General features: G+C 64.9%; 21 protein-coding genes. 18 read left to right on the top strand and 3 right to left on the bottom strand.

Annotation, left to right across the window (positions count from 1 at the left end; all coding sequences use genetic code 11):
• Nucleotides 1–2: 2 nt before the first annotated feature.
• Complete coding sequence (locus tag VGV07_RS07650; protein WP_326868098.1) at nt 3–569, bottom strand: hypothetical protein; 567 nt, start codon at nt 567–569, stop codon at nt 3–5.
• Between the two features lie 177 nt (nt 570–746).
• On the opposite strand from VGV07_RS07650, the gene acs reads away from it, so the two are divergent.
• The 8 genes from acs to VGV07_RS07690 all read left to right on the top strand — a co-directional run bounded on the left by acs (nt 747) and on the right by VGV07_RS07690 (nt 9,697).
• Nucleotides 747–2,690 carry an acetate--CoA ligase gene (gene acs, locus VGV07_RS07655; protein ID WP_326868099.1) on the top strand — a complete coding sequence of 648 codons (1,944 nt, stop codon included), beginning with the start codon at nt 747–749 and terminating at the stop codon, nt 2,688–2,690.
• A 214-nt stretch (nt 2,691–2,904) separates the two neighbouring features.
• The gene (locus VGV07_RS07660; protein WP_326868100.1) at nt 2,905–4,008 is read left to right on the top strand and encodes a glycoside hydrolase family 3 protein; all 1,104 of its coding nucleotides are present in this window, start codon (nt 2,905–2,907) and stop codon (nt 4,006–4,008) included.
• Nucleotides 3,992–4,492 carry a cupin domain-containing protein gene (locus tag VGV07_RS07665; protein ID WP_326868101.1) on the top strand — a complete coding sequence of 167 codons (501 nt, stop codon included), beginning with the start codon at nt 3,992–3,994 and terminating at the stop codon, nt 4,490–4,492. Before VGV07_RS07660 ends, VGV07_RS07665 begins: the two co-directional genes overlap by 17 nt.
• A 144-nt stretch (nt 4,493–4,636) precedes the next feature.
• Nucleotides 4,637–5,452, top strand: a complete 816-nt coding sequence (locus tag VGV07_RS07670) for a UDP-2,3-diacylglucosamine diphosphatase (protein ID WP_326868102.1) — start codon at nt 4,637–4,639, stop codon at nt 5,450–5,452.
• Nucleotides 5,453–5,712: 260 nt separating this feature from the next.
• Complete coding sequence (locus VGV07_RS07675) at nt 5,713–6,738, top strand: glycosyltransferase family 1 protein (protein ID WP_326868103.1); 1,026 nt, start codon at nt 5,713–5,715, stop codon at nt 6,736–6,738.
• Between the two features lie 102 nt (nt 6,739–6,840).
• Nucleotides 6,841–8,058, top strand: coding sequence for an MFS transporter (locus VGV07_RS07680; protein ID WP_326868104.1), 1,218 nt, complete (start codon nt 6,841–6,843; stop codon nt 8,056–8,058).
• Between the two features lie 8 nt (nt 8,059–8,066).
• Nucleotides 8,067–9,266: an MFS transporter gene (locus VGV07_RS07685; RefSeq protein ID WP_326868105.1), complete on the top strand. Its 1,200-nt coding sequence runs from the start codon at nt 8,067–8,069 to the stop codon at nt 9,264–9,266.
• A 50-nt stretch (nt 9,267–9,316) separates the two neighbouring features.
• A complete protein-coding gene (locus VGV07_RS07690; RefSeq protein ID WP_326868106.1) occupies nt 9,317–9,697 on the top strand; it encodes a cupin domain-containing protein in 381 nt (126 codons plus the stop codon).
• 61 nt (nt 9,698–9,758) lie between these two features.
• On the opposite strand, the gene VGV07_RS07695 is transcribed toward VGV07_RS07690, so the two are convergent.
• Nucleotides 9,759–15,185 carry a hypothetical protein gene (locus tag VGV07_RS07695; protein WP_326868107.1) on the bottom strand — a complete coding sequence of 1,809 codons (5,427 nt, stop codon included), beginning with the start codon at nt 15,183–15,185 and terminating at the stop codon, nt 9,759–9,761.
• Nucleotides 15,186–15,595: 410 nt separating this feature from the next.
• Between VGV07_RS07695 and VGV07_RS07700 the strand changes: the two genes are divergently transcribed.
• From VGV07_RS07700 to VGV07_RS07745, 10 genes are all read left to right on the top strand, one after another.
• Nucleotides 15,596–15,916 (top strand): Hpt domain-containing protein, encoded by a 321-nt coding sequence (locus VGV07_RS07700; protein ID WP_326868108.1) that lies wholly within the window; start codon nt 15,596–15,598, stop codon nt 15,914–15,916.
• A gap of 89 nt (nt 15,917–16,005) precedes the next feature.
• Nucleotides 16,006–16,326 (top strand): 2Fe-2S iron-sulfur cluster-binding protein, encoded by a 321-nt coding sequence (locus VGV07_RS07705; RefSeq protein ID WP_055878326.1) that lies wholly within the window; start codon nt 16,006–16,008, stop codon nt 16,324–16,326.
• A 58-nt stretch (nt 16,327–16,384) separates the two neighbouring features.
• Nucleotides 16,385–16,642 carry a type II toxin-antitoxin system prevent-host-death family antitoxin gene (locus tag VGV07_RS07710; RefSeq protein WP_326868109.1) on the top strand — a complete coding sequence of 86 codons (258 nt, stop codon included), beginning with the start codon at nt 16,385–16,387 and terminating at the stop codon, nt 16,640–16,642.
• Complete coding sequence (locus VGV07_RS07715) at nt 16,639–17,022, top strand: type II toxin-antitoxin system VapC family toxin (protein ID WP_326868110.1); 384 nt, start codon at nt 16,639–16,641, stop codon at nt 17,020–17,022. Before VGV07_RS07710 ends, VGV07_RS07715 begins: the two co-directional genes overlap by 4 nt.
• 173 nt (nt 17,023–17,195) lie before the next feature.
• Nucleotides 17,196–18,587: a siroheme synthase CysG gene (gene cysG, locus VGV07_RS07720; RefSeq protein ID WP_326868111.1), complete on the top strand. Its 1,392-nt coding sequence runs from the start codon at nt 17,196–17,198 to the stop codon at nt 18,585–18,587.
• 6 nt (nt 18,588–18,593) lie between these two features.
• Nucleotides 18,594–18,899, top strand: a complete 306-nt coding sequence (locus VGV07_RS07725; RefSeq protein ID WP_326868139.1) for a DUF2849 domain-containing protein — start codon at nt 18,594–18,596, stop codon at nt 18,897–18,899.
• Nucleotides 18,886–20,544 (top strand): nitrite/sulfite reductase, encoded by a 1,659-nt coding sequence (locus tag VGV07_RS07730; protein ID WP_326868112.1) that lies wholly within the window; start codon nt 18,886–18,888, stop codon nt 20,542–20,544. The genes VGV07_RS07725 and VGV07_RS07730 overlap by 14 nt, the downstream gene beginning before the upstream one ends.
• 134 nt (nt 20,545–20,678) lie before the next feature.
• Entirely contained in the window at nt 20,679–21,956 is a 1,278-nt protein-coding gene (locus VGV07_RS07735; protein ID WP_326868113.1) for a phosphoadenylyl-sulfate reductase, read from the top strand.
• A gap of 155 nt (nt 21,957–22,111) precedes the next feature.
• Nucleotides 22,112–23,137: an NAD(P)/FAD-dependent oxidoreductase gene (locus VGV07_RS07740; protein ID WP_326868114.1), complete on the top strand. Its 1,026-nt coding sequence runs from the start codon at nt 22,112–22,114 to the stop codon at nt 23,135–23,137.
• 100 nt (nt 23,138–23,237) lie between these two features.
• Entirely contained in the window at nt 23,238–23,570 is a 333-nt protein-coding gene (locus VGV07_RS07745; protein ID WP_326868115.1) for a 2Fe-2S iron-sulfur cluster-binding protein, read from the top strand.
• Nucleotides 23,571–23,684: 114 nt separating this feature from the next.
• Here the strand turns inward: VGV07_RS07745 and VGV07_RS07750 are convergent, their stop codons facing one another.
• Nucleotides 23,685–24,182 carry an SH3 domain-containing protein gene (locus tag VGV07_RS07750; protein WP_326868116.1) on the bottom strand — a complete coding sequence of 166 codons (498 nt, stop codon included), beginning with the start codon at nt 24,180–24,182 and terminating at the stop codon, nt 23,685–23,687.
• Nucleotides 24,183–24,327: the final 145 nt, after the last annotated feature.

Raw genomic sequence — 24,327 nt, forward strand, 5'->3', positions numbered from 1 at the left:
CCTCACCGTCCCAGCAGCATATCCACCCGGGCTTTGAACTTCGCGATGCGGCCCATGCTCATGCCGGAGTCATAGTCCTCGGTGAGCTTGGTGTAGAACTTTTCCATCACCACGTAGTCCTGCCCGAAAATCTGCTGGCGCAGCAGCGCTGCCTGCTCGTAGCCGTAGCGGCGGAGCAGGGCGAGGGCGACTTCGTTCTCCGGCCGCACCCAGGTGAAGGCCTTGTGGAACTTGCCGTTGTCCCAGTGCTCGTCGAACACCCTCATGCCGTAGAGGCCGAGCCGGGTCTGCCGGTGCGAGGGGAAGATCCAGCTCCAGTAGCGAAAGATCGAGCCGGTTTCCGGCCCCGAGATCAGGCCGCCGCCTGGCACGCCATCCTGCGTGAGGATGATGACGTGGAACGGGTCGACACGCTGCAGCGCCCGAAGGAAGCCCTTGGTCAGCCGCGCCTTCTCGTGCTCCTTGAAGCGTTCTGAATAGTGCGGCGACTCGTCGATGACCGCCATCAGTTCGGCGTGGATCATGTCGAGTTCGTCCGCTCGCGCGGCGTGATAGCCGAGTTCGGGCATCGGGAGCCTCCAAATGGTATTGTCGCCATTGTGGCGGCAAACCGCCGAGAAAGCGTTTACCGCGAGGGTTTCCGAAGGGTTGTCAGCGCCCATCACTAGGCCGAAAGGCGGCAAGTGGTCTGCTTGCCCGACCCTCGGGGCTTGGTTAGAACGGTTCGCAAAATCGGAGGACTATCGATGAGCGAGAGTTTGGTGTTCGCCCCCAGCGCGGCGGCGGTTGCCCGGACACGGACCACGGCAGCGCAGTACGAGGAGATGTACGCTCGCTCACTGAGCGACCCCGAGGGGTTCTGGAAGGAACAATCGCAGCGCATCGACTGGATCAAGGCCCCGACCAAGATCAAGAATACCAGCTACGTCTACCCCGACATCTCGATCAAATGGTTCGAGGATGGGGTGCTGAACATCTCGGCCAACTGCGTCGACCGCCACCTCGCGACCCGGGCCGACGAGACCGCGATCATCTGGGAAGGCGATATCCCGGGCACTGACGGCAAGGTCACCTACCGGCAGTTGCATGAACGGCTCGGCCGCTTCGCCAACGTGCTGAAAGCCAACGGCGTCAAGAAGGGCGACCGCGTCACCATCTACATGCCGATGATCATCGACACTGCCGTCGCGATGCTGGCCTGCGCCCGTATCGGCGCCGTCCATTCGGTGATCTTTGGTGGCTTCTCGCCCGACTCCATCGCCGGCCGCATCAACGACTGCGATTCGAAGATCGTGCTGACGGCCGATGAAGGCCGGCGCGGCGGCAAGACCATTCCGCTCAAGAAGAACGTCGACGAAGCATTGCTGAAGACCCCCGGGGTCGAGCGCGTCATCGTGGTCAAGAACACCGGCAACGCGGTGGAGATGAAAGCCGGCCGCGACGTCTGGTACGCTGACGAAGCCGCCAAGGTTTCGGCCGAATGCGCCCCCGAGCCGATGAATGCCGAGGATCCGCTGTTCATCCTCTATACCTCGGGCTCGACCGGCAAGCCGAAGGGCGTGCTGCACACCACTGGCGGCTACATCGTCTGGGCGTCGCTCACCCATGAGCGCGTCTTCGACTACCGTCCGGGCGAAATCTACTGGTGCACCGCCGACGTCGGCTGGGTCACCGGCCACAGCTACATCGTCTATGGACCGCTCGCCAACGGCGCGACCACGCTGATGTTCGAAGGCATCCCGAGCTATCCCGACGCCGGCCGCTGCTGGCAGGTGGTGGAAAAGCACAAGGTCAACATCTTCTATACCGCGCCCACCGCCATCCGCGCACTGATGGGGGCCGGCGCGGAGATCCCCGACCAGTACGCCATGCCGTCGCTGCGGCTGCTGGGCTCGGTGGGCGAGCCGATCAACCCTGAGGCCTGGCTCTGGTACCATAAGCATGTGGGCAAGGAGCGCTGCGAGATCGTCGATACCTGGTGGCAGACCGAAACCGGCGGCATCCTAATCTCGGCGCTACCCGGCGCCATTGCCGCCAAGCCCGGCTCGGCCACAAAGCCGTTCTTCGGCATTAAGCCGATCGTCTTGTCGCCCGAGGGCAAGCTGCAGGAGCAGACCAAGGCCGAAGGCGTGCTCTGCATTGCCGACAGCTGGCCGGGCCAGATGCGCACCGTCTACGGCGACCATGCACGGTTCGTCTCGACCTATTTCGAGACCTACAAGGGCTACTACTTCACCGGCGATGGCTGCCGCCGCGACGAGGATGGCTACTACTGGATCACCGGCCGTGTCGACGACGTGCTCAACGTCTCCGGCCACCGCATCGGCACCGCCGAAGTCGAGAGTGCCCTGGTTGCGCATCCCAAGGTCGCCGAAGCGGCGGTGGTCGGCTACCCGCACGACATCAAGGGGCAGGGCATCTACTGCTATGTCACCCTGATGGCCGGTGAAAAGGGCGACGACACGCTGAAGGCCGAGCTCAGGAACTGGGTGCGCAAGGAAATCGGCGCCATCGCCTCGCCCGACCTGATGCAGTTTGCGCCCGGCCTGCCCAAGACCCGTTCCGGCAAGATCATGCGCCGCATCCTGCGCAAGATCGCCGAGAACGATTATGGCGCGCTCGGGGATACGACGACCCTGGCCGACCCGGGCGTGGTGACGGACCTGATCGAGAACCGGCAGAACCGCTAGGCTTTACCGAAGCAGACGGCCCCCTCCCATCCTCCCCCTTTAAGGGGGAGGTGCCTCATCGAGTGAATGGCACGATCGAGCGACCGCTCCGACCCTTCACCTCCCCCTTTATGGGGGACGCCGGGAGGGGGCCGTCTCTATCGGTCGACACCGACCAGCTTTCGCCGCACTCCTCGGTCACAAGCCGGGCTGTATTCCCGAGAGACCCTCTTTCATGCGCCTGGCCACGATGCTCCTCGCGACGCTCCTTCCCCTTGCCGCTTCGCCCGCTTGTGCCCAAACGCTCGAGCAAATGGCCGGGCAGATGATCGTCGTCGGCTTCGTCGGCAACGGCGTCGACGACAAGGGCGTCGCGGCGCTGCGCGCCGAGGTTGCGGCGGGTGACATCGGTGGGGTGATGTACCTCAAGACCAATGTCGCGAGCCGCAAGGCGGTCGAGGCGATGAACGCGGCGTTCCGCGAGGCGGCGCCGGCGGGGCTGCCGCCGTTCATCACCCTCGATCAGGAAGGCGGGCTGGTCGAGAGGCTCGACAAGTCCGTCGGCTTCAAGGAAATCCCCGACGCGGCGGCAGTTGCGGCGAGGAACACTCCTGCAGAGGCTCGCGGTATTTACGACGCGCAGGCCGAGGGCATTGCCGCCTGGGGCTTCAACGTCAATTTTGCACCGGTGGTCGATCTCTCCATCAACCCGAACAACCAGGTGATCGCCAAGTATGGCCGGGCCTTCGGCAAGGACGGCAAACTGGTGGCCGAGTACGCCGGCGAGGTGATTGCAGCCCACCATGCGGCGGGCCTCCTGACCTCGCTGAAGCACTTCCCCGGGCACGGCTCGTCGACCGCCGACAGCCACGAGGGTTACGTCGATATCACCAAGACCTGGCGGGACAGCGAACTCGAGCCCTATCGCGAGCTGATCGCAGGCGGCTACGACGACATGGTGATGATCGGCCACCTGATCGACACCAAGGTCGACCCCTCCGGCATGCCATCGAGCCTCTCCAGGCCATGGATTGAGGACAAGCTGCGCGGCGAACTCGGCTTCAAGGGCGTGGTGATCACCGACGATCTCGAGATGGGCGCCATCCGCGATCATTTCACCCTCAAGCAGACCGTGGTCAACGCAGTGCGAGCCGGCGTCGATGTACTGCTGTTCTCCAATACCGCCTACCAGCGCGCCACGCTGGGCGACGAGGTCCGCGCCATCCTCCTCGCCGAGGCCGAGGCGGACCCGGCGTTCAAGGCGCGGATCGAAGAAAGCTACAAGCGCGTCGTGGCGCTGAAAGCGCGCATTGGAGGCGACAATGCCCAAGCCCAGTAAAGCCGAGGTCATTGCGTCACTCGGTCTTGGCGGCCACTTCGAGGGCGGCTATTTCCGCGAGACCTTCCGACCGACGCATCGCGAGAAGCTGGAAACGGCGCGCGGCCCGCGCGGCACCATGACCAGTATTTACTACATGCTGACCGACGATTCCCCGGTGGATCACTTCCACACCAAGCACTCGGACGGCATCCAGTTCCACCATTTCGGGGCGCCGCTTACCTACCATATGATCCACCCCGACGGCCGCTACGAGGCGGTGGTGCTGGGGCCGGACCTGACGGCAGGGCAGGTGCCGAGCCTCGCCGTCGCCGGCGGCGTCTGGAAAGCTGCCGAACTGCCGGCAGGCGAATACGGGCTGGTGAGCGAAGTCGTTTCGCCGGGCTGGGAAATGGAGGACATGATCCTCGTCACCCGCGCTGAACTGCTGGCGCAATTCCCGCAGCATGCCGATGTGATCACCCGGCTGACCCCGGCGCCCTAGCGCCATCCGGGGTGTCGCGGCGATGCTGCTTCATCTATGAGGGCCGGAGTTTTCCCCACCTGAGCCGGGGTGGACGTCGAAAGCGCTCCCGTCCCATAGGTCAAATGGGCTAAACTTCCGACCCCGACAGTGAGAGGCAAGAGCATGAACGAAGAGGGCAGGGAGGTTCGGCGGGTCCGCGCGCTGTTCATCTCCGATGTGCATCTCGGCATGCGTCCCACCCGCATCACCCAGCTGATCGACTTCCTGCGCTGGCATGAAGCCGAAACGATCTACCTCGTCGGCGACATCGTCGATGGCTGGCGGCTGGCCAAGGCCTGGCACTGGCCAGCCGAGTATCACCAACTGGTGGAGATCTTCCTCGACAAGGCGCTGAGCGGCACCCGTATCGTGGTGCTACCCGGCAATCACGACGAGTTCCTGCGCGAGTATCTCGGCACCTACTTCGGCGAGGTCGAGTTCGTCGATCGCACCGTCCACACCACGGCGCAAGGCAAGACCTATGTCGTCATCCATGGCGACCAGTTCGACGTTGTGGTGGCCCACGCCAAATGGCTGGCGCATGTGGGCGACTGGGCCTATCGCGCCGCGCTGCGGCTCAATATCGCGGTCAACTGGGTGCGACGGCGCATGGGCCTCACCTATTGGTCGCTCTCGGCCTGGGCCAAGCACAAGGTGAAGAACGCCGTCAGCGTCATCGGCCGCTTCGAGGAAGCTCTGACGCTCGAGGCCCGCGACAGCGGCGCCGATGGCGTCATCTGCGGCCACATCCACTATGCCGATATGCACGAGCGGCTGGGCATCCACTACGTCAACACCGGCGACTGGGTGGAAAGCTGCACCGCCGTGTGCGAGACGAACGAAGGCGTGCTGGAGCTGGTCCGCTGGACCGAGACGCCATTGCCGCGGAAGCCTAGGAGATTGCGGCTGCGGCGCGCTCCGGCAGTGCCGGGGCAGTAAGAAACCCGATAGAGACGGCCCCCTCCCGGCCTCCCCCATAAAGGGGGAGGTGAAGAGTTGAGGCTCTGTCTTCGATCGTGCCAAAAGCACCGGCAGGGCACCTCCCCCTTAAAGGGGGATGACGGGAGGGGGGCGTCTGTCTCAGTCGACGGTTTCGTGACAGCCTGCCCCCGCCCGTCATCCGTCCGTCACATCCCATTCGCAGCCCTGTCACCCGACTCCCGTAAACCCACGCCATCGCTTGCCGATGGATGGGTCCGATGCGCAAGGTCTTGATCGTCACCGATGCCTGGTTGCCGCAGACCAATGGGGTGGTCCGCTGCCTCGAAGCGGTTGGCCGGGAGTTGATGGGCCGCGGCCATGAGGTGAGTTACCTCACTCCCGAGGGTTTCTGGACTTTCCCGATGCCGACCTATCCGGAGATCCGGCTGTCGCTGGTCACCCCGATGACCATCGGGCAAGTCATTGCCCGTGAGGCGCCCGAGCACATCCACATCGCCACCGAAGGTCCGCTCGGACTGCTCGCCCGCTTCGTCTGCCTCGAGCAGGGGCTCGCCTTCACCACCAGCTACCACACCCGGTTCCCGGAATATGTGGCGGCGCGGATGCCGATCCCCACCGAGTGGACTTATGGTTTCCTGCGTTGGTTCCACGGTCCGGCCGCCGCAACGCTGGTGCCCACCGCCTCGATGCAGCAAGAGCTCGCCTCGCGCCAGTTCGGCCATACACGGCTGTGGACCCGCGGCGTCGATCACTCGCGCTTCTCGCCGGGGCCGAAGACGGAGTTCATCGAGCTGCCCGGCCCGCATCTGCTCTATGTCGGCCGCGTCGCGGTGGAAAAGAACGTCGAAGCGTTCCTAAAGCTCGAGGTGCCCGGCACCAAGATCATCGTCGGCGACGGTCCGGCGCGCGCCGAACTTGCGGCGCGCTACCCTGATGCGGTGTTCCTGGGGCTCAGGACGGGCGAGGAACTGTCCCGTCTCTACCGCTCGGCCGATGTCTTCGTCTTCCCCAGCCGCACCGACACCTTCGGCAACGTCATGATCGAGGCGCTCGCTTCTGGCGTGCCGGTGGCCGCCTATCCGGTCACCGGTCCGCGCGACATTCTCACCGATCCCGCATGCGGTGCGCTCGACGAGGATCTCGGCTTCGCGGTGATCCGCGCCCTGACGCTCAGCCGCGAAGCTGCCCGCACACATGCGCTCGGCTTCACCTGGGCTCGCTGTGCGGACCTGTTCCTCGATGCCCTGGTGCCGGTGCGCGAGGCGACAGCCAAGGCGGCATAATCGCACCACGTTACGCGCATTAACGCGCGGGCCCGTTGATCTTTCTTCTGGCGCTCTGCAGTGTCCGGCCGTGCGGCGGATTCTCCCGCCCGGAGCACCCGGATGTCGTCGACCACTGTCGCCCCGCGCCTCTCGCCAGAGCTGCGCGCCGCGATCTATCATTTCACCGTCTTCGGCAGCACCGGCGTGGCGTCGGTTTATCTGGGCATCTGGCTGATCAACCACGGCATCAGCGCCGAAGAGATCGGCATCATCAATGCCGCGCCGCTCGTCGCCATGCTGCTGGTCAACCAACTGGTCGGCCGCATCGCCGATCGCATGCCGGATTGGCGCGGCGTCATCATCGTGCTGTCGCTGATATCAGGTCTGGTGCCGATCGGGCTGTTCTTCGTCTCCGGCTTCTGGGGCATCCTCGGCATCTGGATCTTCTCGGTCATGCCGGCCTTCGCTCTCGTCCCCATCGTTGACGCTGCGACGCTCAGGATGACGCAGCGGCGCGGCACCGATTTCAGCGCCGTGCGCGCCTGGGGCACCGTCGGCTTCATGGTGGCAACGCTCTGCAGCGGTCCGCTGATCGCCTGGCTCGGCGACGGCGCGTTCGTGCCGGTGTTCGTCGCCTTCGCGCTGCTGCGCGCGGTGCTGGCGTTCCAGCTGCCGCAGTTCCGCTCCGGGGAGGACCGTGCCGCCGCGAGGAAGGGCGCCAGCCACCTGCGTGAGGTGTTGAAGCCGTGGTTCCTGATGGGACTTCTCGGTGTCGCCATCCTCTATTCGACCCATGGCGTGCTGACCGCCTTTGCCGCGATCCTGTGGACGGAACAGGGGATTTCGCCCGGACTGATCGGTCCGCTGACCGCGACGATGGCAGCCGCCGAAGCGGTGATGATGTTCATCTGGAGCCGCTTGAAGCTGAAGGTCTCCGCCCGTCACATCATCATCTTCGCCTGTCTTGTTGCGGCGCTGCGCTGGACCGCCATGGCCTTCTCACCGCCGATCTGGGTGCTGTTCGGGCTGCAGCTCCTGCACTCCATCACCTTCGCCATGGGCTATCTCGGCGGTATCTACTTCCTCGCCAACTGGACCAGCGACGATATCGCTGCCGAGGCGCAGGGCTTCTCCTACGTGCTGCAGCAGGCGATGTCGGTGGTGGTGATCCTCGCGATGGGCTGGTTCGTGGCCGCCTTTGGTCCAATGGCGTGGTTGTTCGTGGCGGCCTATGCCGTCTTCGGAGCGCTTTGCGTGGTGCTCTCGCTGAAGCTGCAACCGCCATCCGCGCACCCGATCACGTCGGATCAGCTGACCGTAGCCGATCCGGCCCCCTGAGGTTTGACATGCCTGCCAAATCGGCCACAGAGCCGTTCATCACGCCCGAGCTGCGCGCCACGGCGTTCTACTTTTCCATCTACATGGCGGGGGCGGCGTTCAACGTCTATGGCGGCATCTGGTTCGCCGACAAGGGGCTGAGCTCAGAGCAGATCGGCATCATCAACGCCGTGCCCGTGCTGGTGACGCTGCTGCTCAACATCGTCGTCGGCCGCGTTGCGGACAAGGCTTCGGACTGGCGGCAGGTGATCGTCCTGGGCTGCGGGCTCGCGGCGCTTGTCCCCATCGCGCTGTTCTTCGTCCACGACTTCTGGGGCATCCTGATCATCTGGACCCTGGCGCTGTTGCCCATCAACGTCGTTGGCCCGGTGGTCGATGCCGCCACCATGAGGATGACGCGGCGGCGCGGCACCCAGTACGGCCCGATCCGCGCCTGGGGCACCGTCGGCTACATGGTGACGCTGTTCGTGGTCGGCTGGATCATCAGCACCTATGGCGGCGGCATCTTCCTGCCGATGTTCGTCGGCCTGTCGATCCTGCGCGGTCTCGTCGCCTTGGGTCTGCCGCGGTTCCGCGCCGGCGAAGGCGAAGTGAGGCCGCCCACCTCTGGCGCGACGCACCTTGGCGCAGTGATGAAGCCGTTCTTCCTCCTGCCGCTGGTCGGCTTCTCGATGGTCTATGCCACGCACATCGTGCTCAACGCCTTCCAGGCCTTGCTGTGGATGGAGCAGGGGCTCTCGGCAGATCTCATCGCCCCGCTGCTCGCTCTGGCGGCTTTTGCCGAGGCAGCGATCATGTTCGTGTTCGGGCGCATCGCGCGCCGCTTCTCTGCCCGCAGCTTGATCCTGCTTTCAGCGGCTACGGCCGTGTTCCGCTGGATCTGCATGGGTTTCCAGCCTGGGCTCGAGTTTCTTGTTCCCCTGCAGCTGATGCATGCGTTCACCTTTGCACTCGGCTTCATGGGCTGCGTCAACTTCATTGCCAACTGGACCAGCGACGAGATCGCCGCCGAGGCGCAGGGCTTCTTCCAGATGCTGCAGCAGGCAATGAGCGTCATCGCGCTGATCGGCTTTGGCTGGCTCACCGGCCTGATGGGCGCCAAGGCCTACTTCATCGCGGCGGGCTTCGCCTTTGTCGGGGCGTTGCTGATCTGGTTGTCGATCACCATGCAAGGCCCGAAACGCCCGGCCGAGGCACGGCTGGGCTAGCAAAGCCGGCGCCACGCTCTATCTCTTCGAGGCAACCTCAGGAGAGATCGATGAACGATGCGCCCAGATCCTACCAGCCGATCAATTTCGCCCAGAAGTACGGGCTGTTCACCGAGCAGTGGCAGCCCAAGGTGGTAGCTGAGCTCAACGACTATCAGTTCAAGCTGGTGCGGATCGAAGGCGATTTCGTCTGGCACGAGCATCCGGATACCGACGAGGCTTTCATCGTCCTCGAAGGCGAACTGCGCATCGATTTTCGCGATGGCGCGGTGACGGTGAAGCCGGGCGAAATGTTCGTGGTCAAGCAGGGCGTCGAGCACAAACCCTACGCTGCGGGCGAGGTGAAGATGATGCTGATTGAGCCACGCGGTGTGGCCAACACGGGCTCGGCGCCCGGCGAGCGAACGGCACAGAACGACGTCTGGATCTGACGGCAAAGAAAAAGGCCCGCGGTTTCCCGCGGGCCTGGAGTCGAGGTCAATCTCGTTCAGGTCAGCCCAGACGCCCGCTGGCATGGGCCAGCATGGTGTAGACCCGGCCGCGATCGCTGAGCAGGTACTCGCGGGTTTCGCCGGCCGGGTTCGTTCCGGTGGCGGCGCGCTTCAGCAACTGCTCGAACTCGGCCATGTACGTCGCCGCGGTCTTGGCGAAGTCGCTGTCGCGCTGGATGCGCTTGCGCACTTCGTCATAGGTCGCCTGGCCGCCCAGCGTGTAGATGCGGCGCGAGAAGACGTTCTGCTCGCCGGCTTGGTAGCGCTGCCAGGCGTCGGCCAGCGCCGAAGGCTCCATCGCCTTGGCGATCTCCTCGGTGAGGGTTGAGAGGTTCTGCGGCGCGGCCGGGGCCGGAGCTGCTGGAGCAGGGGTCGGCGCCGGCGTCGGGGCCGCAGCCGACGGACCAGAAGCGTTACGCAGCACGTCGCGCAGCCAACCGCCGCCTTCTTCCGTCTTGGGCGCCGCTGCGGCGGGCTTGGCCTCTGCCACCGGCTGCGGGCGCGGTGCGGTGACCACCGGGGCCGAAACCTCGGGCATGGCAGCGTAGCGGGCACGTGCCGGCTCGGCCTTCGGCGGCTCGGCGGCGCGCACCGGTTCCGGACGGACCGGTTCGGGCCGAGGCTCGGGACGCGACGGGGCTTCATCGCGAGCCGGACGGCTCGGTGACGGCCGACGCTCGTTGAGGTCGTGCGTCGCCGGCTGGGCGCGGACGATGGCGTTGAGCTCGGCGAGGGCCTCGATCTGCTCGGCCACGACGCGACGCATTGCAGCGGCGCTCGACTTGGTCTCTTCGGGCAGCTCCATCACGCCGCGTGCCAGTTCGGAGCGGGTGTTTTCGAGTTCCGAGCCCACTTCCTTGGCGGTGGCGCGCATGGCGGTCGCCGTCTCGTTGAAGCGCTGCGTCGCGGCCTCGAGCGCCTGCTGCATCTCGAGGATCATCGTCGCTTGCGTCTGGCGCAGGGCATCGGCGGCGCGCTGGCTCTCGTTCGACGCGGTGTCGGTGAACGAGCCCAACTGGGTGGCGACGCGGTGCGAGGTGCCTTCCAGTGCTTCCTCGAGCAGGTTGGTGCTCTTGCCGAGCACCGACTGCATCTCTGCCGTGGCACTGGCGAGGGCGCTCTGAACCTTGTCGGTGGTGCCGGTGAGGGCCTGCTCCAGCTGACCGGTGGTCTCGCCAAGCGCGGTCTGCACGCGTTCTGCCGTGCTGCTCATTACCGACTCGAGCTGGCCGGTGGTTTCGCCCAGCGCGGTCTGCACGCGCTCGGCAGTGCTGTTCATGACCGTCTCAAGCTGGTTGGTGGTCTCGCCCAGCGCGTTCTGCACCTTCTCGGCGGTGCTGGTGAGCACCGATTCGAGCTGGCCGGTGGTCTCGCCCAGCGCAGTCTGCACCATCTCGGCCGTGTTGGTCAGCACGCTGTGGAGCTGGCCGGTTGTGTCGGCAAGCGCCGCATTGATGGTGCCCGAAGTCGTCTCCAGCGTCTCGGCGACGCCCGACGTGGTCGAGGCCAGCAACTGCTCCATCGACTCGCGGGCGGCGACCAGGCGCTGCTCGGTTTCTTCGACAGTTTCGGAGATCGAGTGCGCAAAACCGCGCATCCGGCCGTCGATCTCGTCGGCGCGGGCGGTGAAGGCCTGGGCCAGCTCATCCATCGCCGAGCGGCGCTCGTCGAGGTTGGCCAGCGTCATGGTGCCCGAAGCCGAGAGGTTCTGCGCCGCGCTGTCGAGGCTCTTGGCCTCGGCGTCGAGGTTGCCGAGCATCGAGCCGAACTCGTTGACCATGGAGGCGATCGAGGCCTGCAGGGCGCCGACATGCTCGGTGACGAGACGGCCGGCTTCCTCGGTCGAGCCGATCGCTTCGCGAACCGTGGTCGAGTAGGTCGCGGTCTGCTGGGCTACCGAGTTCTCGAGGTTGGCGAGATTCGCCGTCGAGGCGTCGAGCACCTTCTGCAGCAGCATGTTGGAGTCGTTGAGCTTGCCCAAGGCAGTCGTCACATCGGTGAGGATGCGCGAGGTCGACTGGTTCATCAGGTCTTCGGCCTGCGAGGCGTTGGTGATCAGCGCCTGCGCCAGGACGTTGCCATGGTTCTGCAGGCTCATTTCGAGCTGCGCGGAGCTGTCGGAAACCAGTGCCGAGAAGGCATTGGTCTGCTCGGAGACCACACGGTTGATCTCGGCCACCTTGCCGCCGATAGCGTCGGCAGCGGCCACCGCCTTGATCGAGATCAGCTCGTCGATATTGCTCGACGCCTGGTGGATCTGGGCAAGGGCGCGGCCCACCGCCACGTCCATGCGGTCGGCGGTCGAAGTAACGTCGTCGGCAATCCCCTGGGTCGCCGAAACGATGCGGCGAGAGATGGTCTCTTCAATGCGGTCCGCACCGGCCTCGAGGTCGGTCATCGATTGCACCAGCGCGGTATTGATCGCGGTGTTGAGCGACGCGAGCCGCTCGGCCGTGATGTCGGCACGGGCGGTGATCGCCTCGGGCAGGGTGCCCAGGCGCTGGTCGACCATATCGGTGATGGCCTTGCGGGCCGAGTTGACGCCGGTCTCGATGATGTCGGCGGCTTTGCGGGCGCTCTCGCCAACGGTGCCGGCGGCGTTCTCGATGCGGGCGTTCACGCCGGCTTCGGCATCGGCCATGCGCAGGATGGCCGTGTCGATGCCGCGGCCGAGGCCTTCGCTGACTTCGGACACTTTGGACTCGATCAGCGTCGAGACGGCGCCTGCACGTTCCGACATCACTTCGGTGACGTTGCGGAGGCTGGCGTCGATCCGGTCGCGGGCCGTAGTGCCCTGGGCATCGATGGTGCGGGCCAGCTCGCTGGTGCGCTCGCCGATGGCCGCGGCAATGCCGACGGTGTGGCTGCCGAGCGTTTCTGCCAGCTGCTGAGTGCGGGTATTGAGTGCGTCGGCGAGCTCGGCCGAGCGGGTCGAGACCGTCGTTGCCAACGCCTGGGTGCGCTGGTCGAGGCTGTCGCCGATCTGCCGGGCATGCTGTTGCAGGGTCGCGTCGATCGCGGTGCTGCGGCGATCGAGGCTGTCGCCGATCTGTTGCACGTGCTGCAGCAGCGAGGTGTCGAGCGCCTGGGTGCGCTGGTCGAGGCTGTCGCCGATCTGCTGGGCGTGCTGTTGCAGGGTCGCGTCGATAGCAGTGCTGCGGCGATCGAGGGTGTCGCCGATCCGCTGCACGTGCTGCAGCAGCGAGGTGTCGAGCGCCTGGGTGCGCTGGTCGAGGCTGTCGCCGATCTGCTGGGCATGCTGCTGCAGGGCGGAGTCGAGCGTCGCGGTGCGCTGGTCGAGGCTGTCGCCAATCTGCTGGGCATGCTGCTGCAGCGCCAGGTCGATGGCCTGGGTACGGGTCGCGACCGACTGGTCGAGCGCCTGGGTGCGGTTCGCCACCGCCTGGTCGAGTTCCTTGGCGCGGCCGGTCAGGACGTTGTCGAACTGCTCGACCCGCGAACCGAGCGCCAGGTCGATCGCCTGGGCGTGGGTGAGGATGTTGGTGTCCATGGCGCGGGCGTGGCCGGCGATAGTCACGTCGAATGCCTTGACGTGTTCGTCGAGCGCGGCGCTCAGTTCGCCATGCCGGTTGCTCAGGGTGTCGCCGAGCAGCTGGGTGCGGCTGTCGAGGGCGTCGGCGATGATCTGCGTGTGGCCTTCCAGCGAGTCCGAGATTTCCTGCGAACGGTTGGCGATCGCTTCGGTAATCTGCTTGGTGCGCTGGCCCAGCGTCTCTGTCATCTCACGGGTACGCTGCGAGACGATTTCATTGAAGTGCTCGGACTTCTCGTCGAGGGCCATTTCCAGCACGTTGGCGCGGGCGGCAAAGCTCGCGTTGTTCTTGTCGAGCGCGGCGATCAGCTTGTCGCCCTTGTCGCCGATCACGCCGTCGAGGCTGGCGAGGCGGTTGTCGATCACCACCGCGATCTCGTCGAGGCGGGCGTCGAACTGCGCGAGGTTTTGCGAACCGGCGCCGGTAAGGGTGACGCGGGCGCGCTCCGTGGTGTCGTCGAGCGCACCGCTCAGCTCGATCATCGCCGACTGCAGGCGCGATTCCATCGAGTTGACCTGGATCTGCACCTGCTCGTCGAGCTGGTGGCTGAGGCCACTGAGCAGTTGCTCGGCTTCGCGGGCGCGGCCGGTTATGTCCGACGCAATGCGGGTGCCGATCATGTCGAGGGCGCTCGAGACTTCGTGGCCGCGGTCGCGCAACTGGTCCAGCAGGGTGATGCCGCCCTGGCTGAGAAGCTTGGCCAGCGACGAAGTGCGGTTGTCGATGGCGTCGGAGAGGGTCACGGCGCGGCTGTCGAGTGCCTCGGTGAGCGACTGCATGCGGCCATCGATCACCGCGCTCAGTTCCTGCGTGCGGTTCTCGAAGGCGCCCGAAATGGTGCCGGCGCGGTCCTCGAGCGTGATGTTGAGGCGCGACGCGCTGTCGTCGAGCGCCACCAGCAGGTGGCTGGTGCGCTGGTCGATCAGCGACACGAAGCTCTCGGTGCGCTCGCCGAACGCGCCGTTCAGCGAGTTGCCGGCGGTTTCCAGCGCCTTGGTCAGGTTGCCGCCCGACTCGACGATGGTGCCCGCAATGCGCTGCGAGATCATGTCGAGGTCGAACACCAGGCCGGTGTGGCTTTCGGTAATCGCTTCGCGCACGCGCTCGGTATTGGTGATCACCGCTTCGCGCTGGCTGGCCAGTTCCTGGATCAGCGCGCGCATGCGCGATTCATTGTCGGAATACGTGCGTTCGAGCGCGGTGACCTCGTTGTGGATCATCACTTCGAGTTCGCCGGCGCGAGACAGGGCGCGCTCGAGGCCATCGCCCAGCGCGTTCACTTCGCGACGCACCGCCTGGCCCACCGAGGCAACCTTTTCGGATGCAGTGGTTTCCGGCTCGGCAAGGCGGATCGCTGCTTGCGTCACGGCGGCCGCGGCATTGCGCAGGTCCTGCGCGCGGCGGATCAGCGTGGCGATGGCGAAGATGCCGATCACCGGCACGATGGCGAGCGCGAGCAGGCCGATGAAATCGTTCGAGCCCCAGAACGCGGCGGTGCCCATGTCGGCGCCGTTGCGGATCATGGCCACGAGCGCGATCGCCACCACCCAGCCGAGCGCCACCAGCCCGGCCACCATGGTCGGCGCGCCGCTCGATTTCGACTGCAGGCCGTAGAGAATCTTGGAGGACGGGAAGCGGTCGTCATTGGCGACCGACCCGGTCTGCGCCGCGAACTTGTCGGCGGTCCGCTGACGCTCGGAGCGCGGCGAGTTATCGCGCGGCGGGAGTTTGGGGGCAGCCTTTTCGGCCGGCGGTTCCTCCGCCGCAGCAGGCTGGTCAAGGTTCGCGAAAACCGAGTCCTTCAGCGCGTCCTCGACGGCCGAGAATGCGAGCGTAGCAGGATCGTTCTGGGGTGTTGCGGTCTTCTTGGCCATAACTCTTTACAACTCTCGCATCGGCACATGGCAGGCGATCAGAGCTTGCATTGGACCACCGCCGGAGTTCCGGTTAGCCGTCCAAATTGGGTAAAATGCGATTCAAATGCCCCGCAGTCTGCCCTATGCCCCACGCCGCCGCACGCTAGGTGGACCTCAAACATACATACAATTTGAGGCAAACCGAACGCATTCTTAATGGAAGGTTAATTTCGGGTCGGAATGCGGCCGGTTAAGGGCATAGATAAGATTGTACCCATTGGTTTTGGCTGCCCTTCATCCGCCCCCGCTAGCTTCCTGCCATAGCCCAGGTCCGGGCGATAGGAAGGGTTGCGGGGATGGTTAGGAATACAGCAGTCGAGTCCGGGGCCGATGCCGCTCCCCGGGATGCTTCCCGCGCGCCCATCGACATGGACCACCTCGACCAGCAGTCGCTCGGCGATCCGGGCCTGCGCGACGAAGTCCTCCGGCTCTACGCCCAGATGTCGAGTGTCTATCTCGGCCGCATCGAGGAGAGCACCTCGATCCCAGTGCTGCTCGAGCACCTTCATACCCTCAAGAGCGCCGCCGCCGGCATCGGCGCCTGGGGTGTTCGCGACCTTGCCAAGCGTGCGGAAGACGCCTTGCGTTCGGGCGCCCCGGTCAATCCGGAGCATATCCAGGACATCGCCACCGCCGTCGCCGACTGCCAGCAGTTCATCGCCGAGTTGGTCAGCGCCGAAGAGGCCTGAACGAGGCGCATGCGCGTGCGCCGTTTGGCGCGCTTGCGACTGGGGGCCGGCACCGTTATATGCGGCTAACCCCTCCTGAGCGAAGTTACATGCCCCACATCACCTATATCGAATCCGACGGCACGCGGCACGAAACCGAGGGCGAAGTCGGTTCGACCGTGATGGAAACCGCCATCATGAACGGCGTTCCCGGCATCGTCGCCGAATGCGGTGGTGCGTGTACCTGCGCCACCTGCCATGTCTATGTTGACGACGCCTGGACCGAAACGGTCGGCGGTCCCTCGATGATGGAAGAGGACATGCTGGATTTTGCCTATGCGGTGAAGCCCACCAGCCGCCTCAGCTGCCAGATCAAGGTCAAGGACGCGCTCGACGGGCTGGTCGTCCACGTGCCGGAGCGGCAGGGCTGATCCTTGATTTGGACCATTCAATGGTCTAAATTAATGGTCCAAATTATGGACCAGAGCGATGAACATTCCAATTACCGAGGCCAAGGCTCAGTTGACGGAACTGGTTCGTCGCGCCGAGAGCGGTGAAACGGTCGTGCTGACGCGACATGGCAAGCCGGCGGTTCGCCTTGTGCCGGCCGATGCTCCGGCTCCAAGAAAGCTGGATCGGGCTCTGATCGATGAGATTACCAGGCAGGCGGTGGCCAAGCTGGGTCCAAGTGACGGACCGCCCGGCGATCACAGCTTTCTCTACGGTGACGACGGGTTGCCGATTTGATCGTCGTCGATACCTCAGCGCTTATGGCCATCCTCCGAGAGGAGGAAACCAAGGACGCCTGCCTTGCAGTCCTGGCTTCCAATGTCGAGGTGAGAGTTTCCGCTGGAACTCTTGTAGAGGCCTACGTCGCCAGCGAGTATCGGGGCATTGGAGGGCTGATGGTCAGCCTGGTCCGGTCCCTCAAGCTGGAGGTGGTCCCAGTAACCTCGGAAACTGCGGAGTTCGCCCGGTTAGCCTTTCAACGATGGGGGAAAAGGCGCCATCCGGCAACGTTGAACTTCGGCGACTGTTTCAGTTACGCGCTCGCCAGGCAGTTGGATTGTCCGCTGCTCTTCGTAGGTGACGACTTCTCTCAGACAGACATCCAGAGCGTCCTCTAGCACTGCCATTCCATCGGCCCGCGTGAGCATGGATTCATTTCGCGGCTGACATCGTTCGGCCTCAACGCAATTCTAATCCATAGCTGCAACGGGAAACATTAAAGCTATTGAATATCAATAGCTTGTTCCAAAGTCCCGAAGTCAGTATGTATCCGGCTCCGGAAAGGCCGTGAATGGGTGAGCTCAACACATTCCCCGTCAGCTACAAAGTCCAGGGTCAGCGCATCGTCATTGTCGGCGGTGGAGAAGAAGCCCTCAACAAAGCCCGGTTGGTCACTAAGACGACTGCTTTAGTCGTCATTGTCTCTCAAAACGTCGAAGCCGATTTCTCCGAACTGCCGGTCAAGGTGCTGGCGCGCCCGTTCGCCGATGCCGATCTCGTTGACGCGGCTCTGGTTTTCGTCGCCGACCACGGTCCCGACGGTGAGGCGGCCAAGCGCGCCGCGCGAGCCCGGCGGATCCCCTTGAACGTCGTCGATGTGCCCGACGAGTGCGATTTCTACACCCCCTCGATCATCGAGCGGGCGCCGGTGACCATCGCCGTCGCCACCGAGGGCGATGCGCCGGTGCTCGCGCGCCTGATCCGGGCGCGGATCGAGGCGGCGCTGTCGCCCAACCTTGGCGCTCTCGCAAAGCTCGCCGGCTCGATGCGCGACAAGGTCGCCGCCGTGCTGCCCGGCGCGCGCGCCCGCCGCTTCTACGAAGAGCTGGTCACCTCGCCGGAAGTCGAAGTCGCGCTGCTGCGCGGGCAGGGCCATGCGAAGGCCGAGAGTCTGCTGGCCCAGCATGGCGCCGAGGGCGACAGCCCTGGCGTTGTCTGGCTGATCGGCGCCGGCCCCGGCGCCGAGGACCTGCTGACATTACGCGCTCAGCGCCTGCTGCAGGAAGCCGATGTGATCGTCCACGATCACCTGGTGCCGGCCGCAGCGGTAGAAATGGGCCGGCGCGATGCGGAGCGCATTCTCGTCGGCAAGCAAAAGGGCCATCATTCGTTCACCCAGGCCGAAATCAACGCGCTGATCGTGCGGCTCGGCAAGGCCGGCAAGCGCGTGGCGCGTTTGAAGGGCGGCGACCCGATGGTATTCGGGCGGGCCGGTGAAGAGATCGATGCGCTGAAGGCCGCCGGGATCGCCTATCACATCGTGCCTGGCGTCACCTCGGCGCTGGCGGCGGCTGCCGATACGGCAACGCCGGTGACACTGCGCAAGATTTCGACCGGCTTCGTCCTCGCTACGGCGCATGGCGCCGAGTCCGAGGAACTGAAGCATTGGGCGGCGCTCGCGTCGACCGGGCTGACGCTGGCGCTCTACATGGGCAAATCCGTCGCCGGGCCGACCGCCGAGCGGCTGATCGCCGAAGGCGCGGCAGCAACCATCCCTGTCGGCGTGGTGGTCAGGGCAGGGCGCAAGGACCGGGTGCTCTATCGCGGCAGTCTCGGCACCCTCGCCTCGGGCACCATCGAGCTCGAGGATGGGCCGGCAATCATTTTCGTGGGCGAAGCGATCGCTCATGGCGACTGGAGCGAAGCGATCGAACTCGCCAGCTCCGCATTCAAGGTGGCGTAAGTGAGCATGGAAATTCTCACCGGCAATGAGCTGATGAGCGGCGCGACGGTCTATCTCGATCGCTCCGGCAACTGGGTCGAAGAACTGCAGCAGGCCCGTGTCTTCCTCAAGGAAGAGGCGGAGTCCAAAGAGGCGGCGCTCGCAGCGACCAGGAAGACACTGCGCATCGTCAGTCTCGAGGTCGAGACCGTGACGCTGCGCGATGGGGTGATCCATCCCGACCGCATCCGTGAGCGCATCCGCGCCGAGGGCCCGACGGCTCCGCGCTTCGAGCGCCAGCATCTCGACGAGGATGGCCATGTATCGATATGACGAGTTCGACGCCGCGTTCGTGAAGGAACGCACGGCGCAGTTTTCCGACCAGGTGGCCCGCCGTCTCACCGGTGAGCTCAATGAAGACCAGTTCCGGCCGCTGCGGCTGATGAACGGGCTCTACCTTCAGCTTCATGCCTACATGCTCCGCATCGCCGTGCCTTACGGCACGATGAACTCGAAGCAGATGCGCATGCTGGCGCGGATCGCCCGCGACTACGATCGTGGCTATGGCCACTTCACCACGCGCCAGAACATCCAGTTCAACTGGCCCAAGCTGCGCGATATCCCGAAGATCCTGGCTGACCTCGCCTCGGTCGAGATGCACGCCATCCAGACTTCGGGCAACTGCATCCGCAACATCACCACCGACCAGTTCGCCGGAGCCACCGCCGACGAGATCATCGATCCGCGTCCGGTCGCCGAAATCCTGCGCCAGTGGTCGTCGCTCCACCCCGAGTTCAGCTACCTGCCGCGCAAGTTCAAGATCGCCATGACCGGTTCGACCACCGACCGCGCGGCGATCCGCTTCCACGATATCGGCCTGCAGGCGGCGACCAATGCGCTGGGCGAAATCGGCTGGGAAGTCTGGGTCGGCGGCGGTCTGGGCCGTACGCCAATGATCGGCAAGCAGATCAGCCCGTTCGTCCCGCACGAACACCTGCTCGCCTATCTCGAGAGCATCCTGCGCGTCTACAACCGCTACGGCCGACGCGACAACAAGTACAAGGCGCGCATCAAGATCCTGGTGCATGAGACCGGCATCGACACCATCCGCGAGCAGGTCGAGGAAGAGTTCGCCCATGTGAAGGGCGGCGTGCTGACCCTGCCGCAGCAGGAGCTCGACCGGATTACCAGGTACTTCGCGCAGCCGGACTATGAGCTGGTGAACGAGACCACCGTGGATGTGGCGAAGGAAAAGATCCTCAACCCGCCGTATGGTCGCTGGCTCGAGCGCAACCTCAATGCTCACCGCCAGCCGGGCTATGTGTCGGTCACCATCTCGTTGAAGCCGACCGGCGGCGCGCCGGGCGATGCCACCGACAAGCAGATGGAAGTCGTTGCCGACCTAGCCGAGCGCTATTCGTTCGACGAACTGCGCGTCAGCCACGAGCAGAACCTGGTGTTGCCGCATGTGCGGATCAGCGACCTGCCGGCGGTTTACGCCAAGCTGGTGGAACATGAACTCGCCGAGGGCAATGCCGGGCAGATCACCGACATCATCTGCTGCCCGGGCCTCGATTTCTGCGCCCTGGCCAATGCCCGCTCGATCCCCCTGGCGCAGGAGCTCAGCCGCAAATTCGCCTCGCCCGAGCGGCAGGCCGAAATCGGCGACCTCAAGATCAAGATCTCGGGCTGCATCAACGCCTGCGGCCACCACCATGTCGGCCACATCGGCATTCTGGGCGTCGAGAAGAAGGGCACCGAACTGTACCAGATCACCGTCGGCGGCGACGCCACCGAGAACGCGGCGATCGGCAACATCCTCGGCCACGGCTTCGTCGTCGAAGACGTGCCCGCTGCCATCGAACGGCTGGTCGATCTTTACATCGCCAAGCGCGAGAGCGCCGACGAGCCGTTCATCGCCGCCTATCGGCGGCTGGGCGACGCGCCGTTCAAGGAGGCGCTCTATGGCAACGCATGAGCTTAGCCAAAAGGCCCCCTCACCCGGGCCTTCGGCCCGACCTCTCCCCCAAGGGAGAGGTGGCGCGGTGGCGCGGCCTGTTCGCCGCGTAGCGGCGGGTGAGGGGGCCTTTGCAGCACGCTCGGAGGCAAGCAATGCTTGATCTGGCCCCAACCCGCACCCACAAGCCGGATAAGCTGCGCGAACTCGGCATCATGTCGCTCAACGGCATGTTCGACGAGATGGACGGCGTTGCGGTGCTGCGCCAGGCCGTCGAGGAACTGCTGGTCGACGACATCGCCATCGTCTCCTCATTCGGCGCCGACTCCTCGGTGCTGCTGCACATGGTCTCCGAGGTGAAGAAGGACCTGCCGGTCTATTTCCTCGAAACCGGCAAGCACTTCCCCGAGACGCTCGATTATGTCGAGACGCTGAAGCGGCACCTCGGGCTCACCAATGTCATCGCGCTCCATCCCGACAGCAAGGATATCGAGCGCTTCGACCCCAAGGGCGACCTGTGGGAGACCGACCCGGATTCGTGCTGCCATATCAGGAAGACCGAGCCGCTCGACGCCACGGTTTCGGGCTTTGGTGGCTGGGTCACTGGGCGCAAGCGCTACCAGACCGCCGAGCGCGGCGTGCTGCCGCATTTCGAGCTGACCAGCGACGATCGCATCAAGGTCAACCCGCTGGCCTATTTCTCTGACGCCGATATCACGACCTACAAGCTCAAGTATGGGTTGCCCGAGCACCCGCTCTACAATAAGGGCTACAAGTCGATCGGTTGCGCGCCGTGCACCAGCGTGGTGGCCGAAGGCGAAGATCCGCGTGCCGGCCGCTGGCGCGGATTGAACAAGAAAGAGTGCGGCATCCATTTCGATTTCAACGGAGCCATCGCCAAACCCATGGCCGCTCAGGAATTGAACCTCTTCAAGGATGGCGCTTTCATCGCCGACCCGTTCCGCGCCTGGGCGGAGGGTGATGATGCCGGCACCGTGCGCTACACGCACATCCCGCTGCCGGTGTTCCTCGAGAACCGCGAGGCCGTACTGGCTAACCCGCACCCGGTCGGGCTGCTGGTTTCGCCGGGCGACAATGTCGAGCTGGTCAAGGGGGATCTCGATCGCTTCAGCTCCATCGCCATCAACTTCCCGGCTTTCGGCGATGGCCGCGGCTACTCGTCGTCGCGGTTGATCGCCGAGCGCTACGGCTACAAGGGTGAGCTGCGTGCCGTCGGCGACGTGCTGCACGACCAGATCTCGCACATGCGCCGCTGCGGCATGAACGCCTTCGTGGTCAAGCACGAGCCGACCCGCAAGGCGCTCGAGGAAGGCAAGCTGGCGACGGTGGATCTGTTCTACCAGCCGGTCGGCCTCACCGAAGTGCCGGTGGGCACCCGTCCGTTCCTGCGCCGCGCGCTCGAGAACGCCTAGGATTGCCTGCACCCACCGGGGTTATCCCCGCGAAAGCGGGGACCTCCGTTTGCGGTGGTTGCGGCACGCTCCGTAAACAGAGGTTCCCGCTTTCGCGGGAATGACACCGAGACCAACGCGAAGGCCGAGCTGGCTTTCCTGCATGTGAGAAGCGAATGTCGAACGAAATCGTCACGGATGTGGTTATCATCGGCGCCGGTCCTGTGGGCCTGTTTGCCGTGTTCGAGCTGGGTCTGCTCGATATCAAATGCCACCTCATCGACATTCTCGACCGCCCGGGCGGGCAGTGCGCCGAACTCTATCCGGAAAAGCCGATCTACGACATTCCGGGCTTCCCGATGGTCACCGGGCAGGGCCTGACCGACAACCTGATGCAGCAGATCGCGCCCTTCGGGCCCGAGTTCCACTTCAACCGCATGGTCACCAAGCTGGAAAAGCTGGAGGACGGCTCGTTCCGCCTCGAGACCGATGCCGACGAGGTGTTCCTGTGCAAGGTGGTAGTGGTCGCCGCCGGCGGCGGTTCGTTCCAGCCCAAGCGCCCGCCGGTCGATGGCATCGAGCAGTACGAGAACAAGTCGGTGTTCTACGCCGTCCGCAAGATGGATGATTTCCGCGACCAGGACGTGGTGATCGTCGGCGGCGGCGACTCGGCCCTTGATTGGACGCTCAACCTGCAGCCGATCGTCCGCTCGCTGACCCTCGTGCACCGCCGCGACGCCTTCAAGGCGGCGCCCGCCTCGGTCAACAAGATGAAAGAGCTGGTCATGGAGGGGAAGATCAACTTCCTCATGGGCCAGATCGGCAAGCTCGAGGGGAAGGACGGGCAGATCGACCACGTTCACATCACCATGGATTCTGGCGATACCCCGCTGCCGGCAACCCGGCTGCTGCCGTTCTTCGGCCTCACCATGAAGTTGGGCCCGGTCGCCGACTGGGGCCTCGAGCTCAACGACAACCTGATCACCGTCGACACCGAGAAGTTCGAGAGTTCGGTGCCGGGCATCTTCGCCATCGGCGACATCAACCACTACCCGGGCAAGCTCAAGCTGATCCTGTCGGGCTTCCACGAAGCCGCGCTGATGGCGCAGGCGGCGAAGGCAGTGGTGTCGCCGGGCGAGCGCGTGGTGTTCCAGTACACCACCAGCTCCACGAAGCTGCAGAAGAAGCTCGGCGTGGTGTGATGAAGACGGCAATCGGCAATCGGCAATCGGCAGTCGTGAAAGATGGTTTGGCGGTAGTCGACTGCCCGCTGCCGACTGCCGACTGCCGGAGCGCAGCGCGATGAAAATCCTCGTCACCGACCAATCCGGCGTCGAACACGAGCTCGAAGGGCTCGATGGCTGGCGCACGATGGAAGTGATCCGCGACTGGGGCCTCAACATCAAGGCCGAATGCGGTGGCGCCTGTTCCTGCGCCACCTGCCACGTCTATGTCGAGGATGGCTGGTTCGAAAAGCTTCCGGAGCCGAGCGACGACGAGGAGGACCTCCTCTATTCGACGCTCGACAAGAAGCCGAACTCGCGCCTGAGCTGCCAGATCCTGCTCAGCGAAGAGCTGGACGGCATGCGCGTGACGCTGGCGCCTAGCGCCGCCAAGGATTCCGAGGCCGCCTGAACCGCATTTCAGTTTGCAAGCAGCGGGCGTCCGGAGGTCAAACTGGACGCCCGCTGCCGCGTATACTCCCGTGCGGCGCACCAGGGAGCATCGTCCGGGCTGAGAGGCAGCCCGTTACTCCAGTTGCGTTTCGTGACGCAACTCTTGCCGTGTCTCTTGACGCAGCTCGGCTTGCGGCGCCTGACGCAGCAAGCTGCCATAGACCCAGCCGCTCTGGCCGGCCTCGTCGGTGATCCTCACCCAGCCCTCGACCTCGTCGCTGATGTTGACCCAGCTGCCGCCCCTGAGCGTGAACACCTGTGGCTCGACTTGTTTCGGTCCGGCCCGGACCTTGAGTGCTTCGACAGTCACCGTATGAGTGAAGCCGGGTGGCGCAACCTTGCCCGGAGCACTGGTCTTGGCTGGGACGACGGGCACCGATCGCGCGACGTTGAGGTCGTCGGCGCGGCTGACGGTCGGGCGAGCAACGTAGCCCGGCCTCAGGTTGGTGGTCTTGACCGGCGTGGCGGCAGCCATCTGCCCGATCACGTCGGTGCTGTACTTTAGGCCGGTCGCGGTGAGAACGAGGGCGGCGAGCGCCACTGTCGAGAACAGCGCGACCGAGGTCAGCATGCGGGCCAGCTTCTGCTCCATTTTTCACAGAGAACCAGTGGCGTCCGCGGCGCATGGTTCTCGCGAAGTCATGAAAGCGCCAGACCGCTTGCAGGTTCCCTCGGAGCAGCAGATTTATTGGCCGACGGCAGGCCCGCCGTCGGCC

Source organism: Devosia sp. (assembly GCF_035944845.1).
Taxonomy (GTDB): domain Bacteria; phylum Pseudomonadota; class Alphaproteobacteria; order Rhizobiales; family Devosiaceae; genus Devosia_A.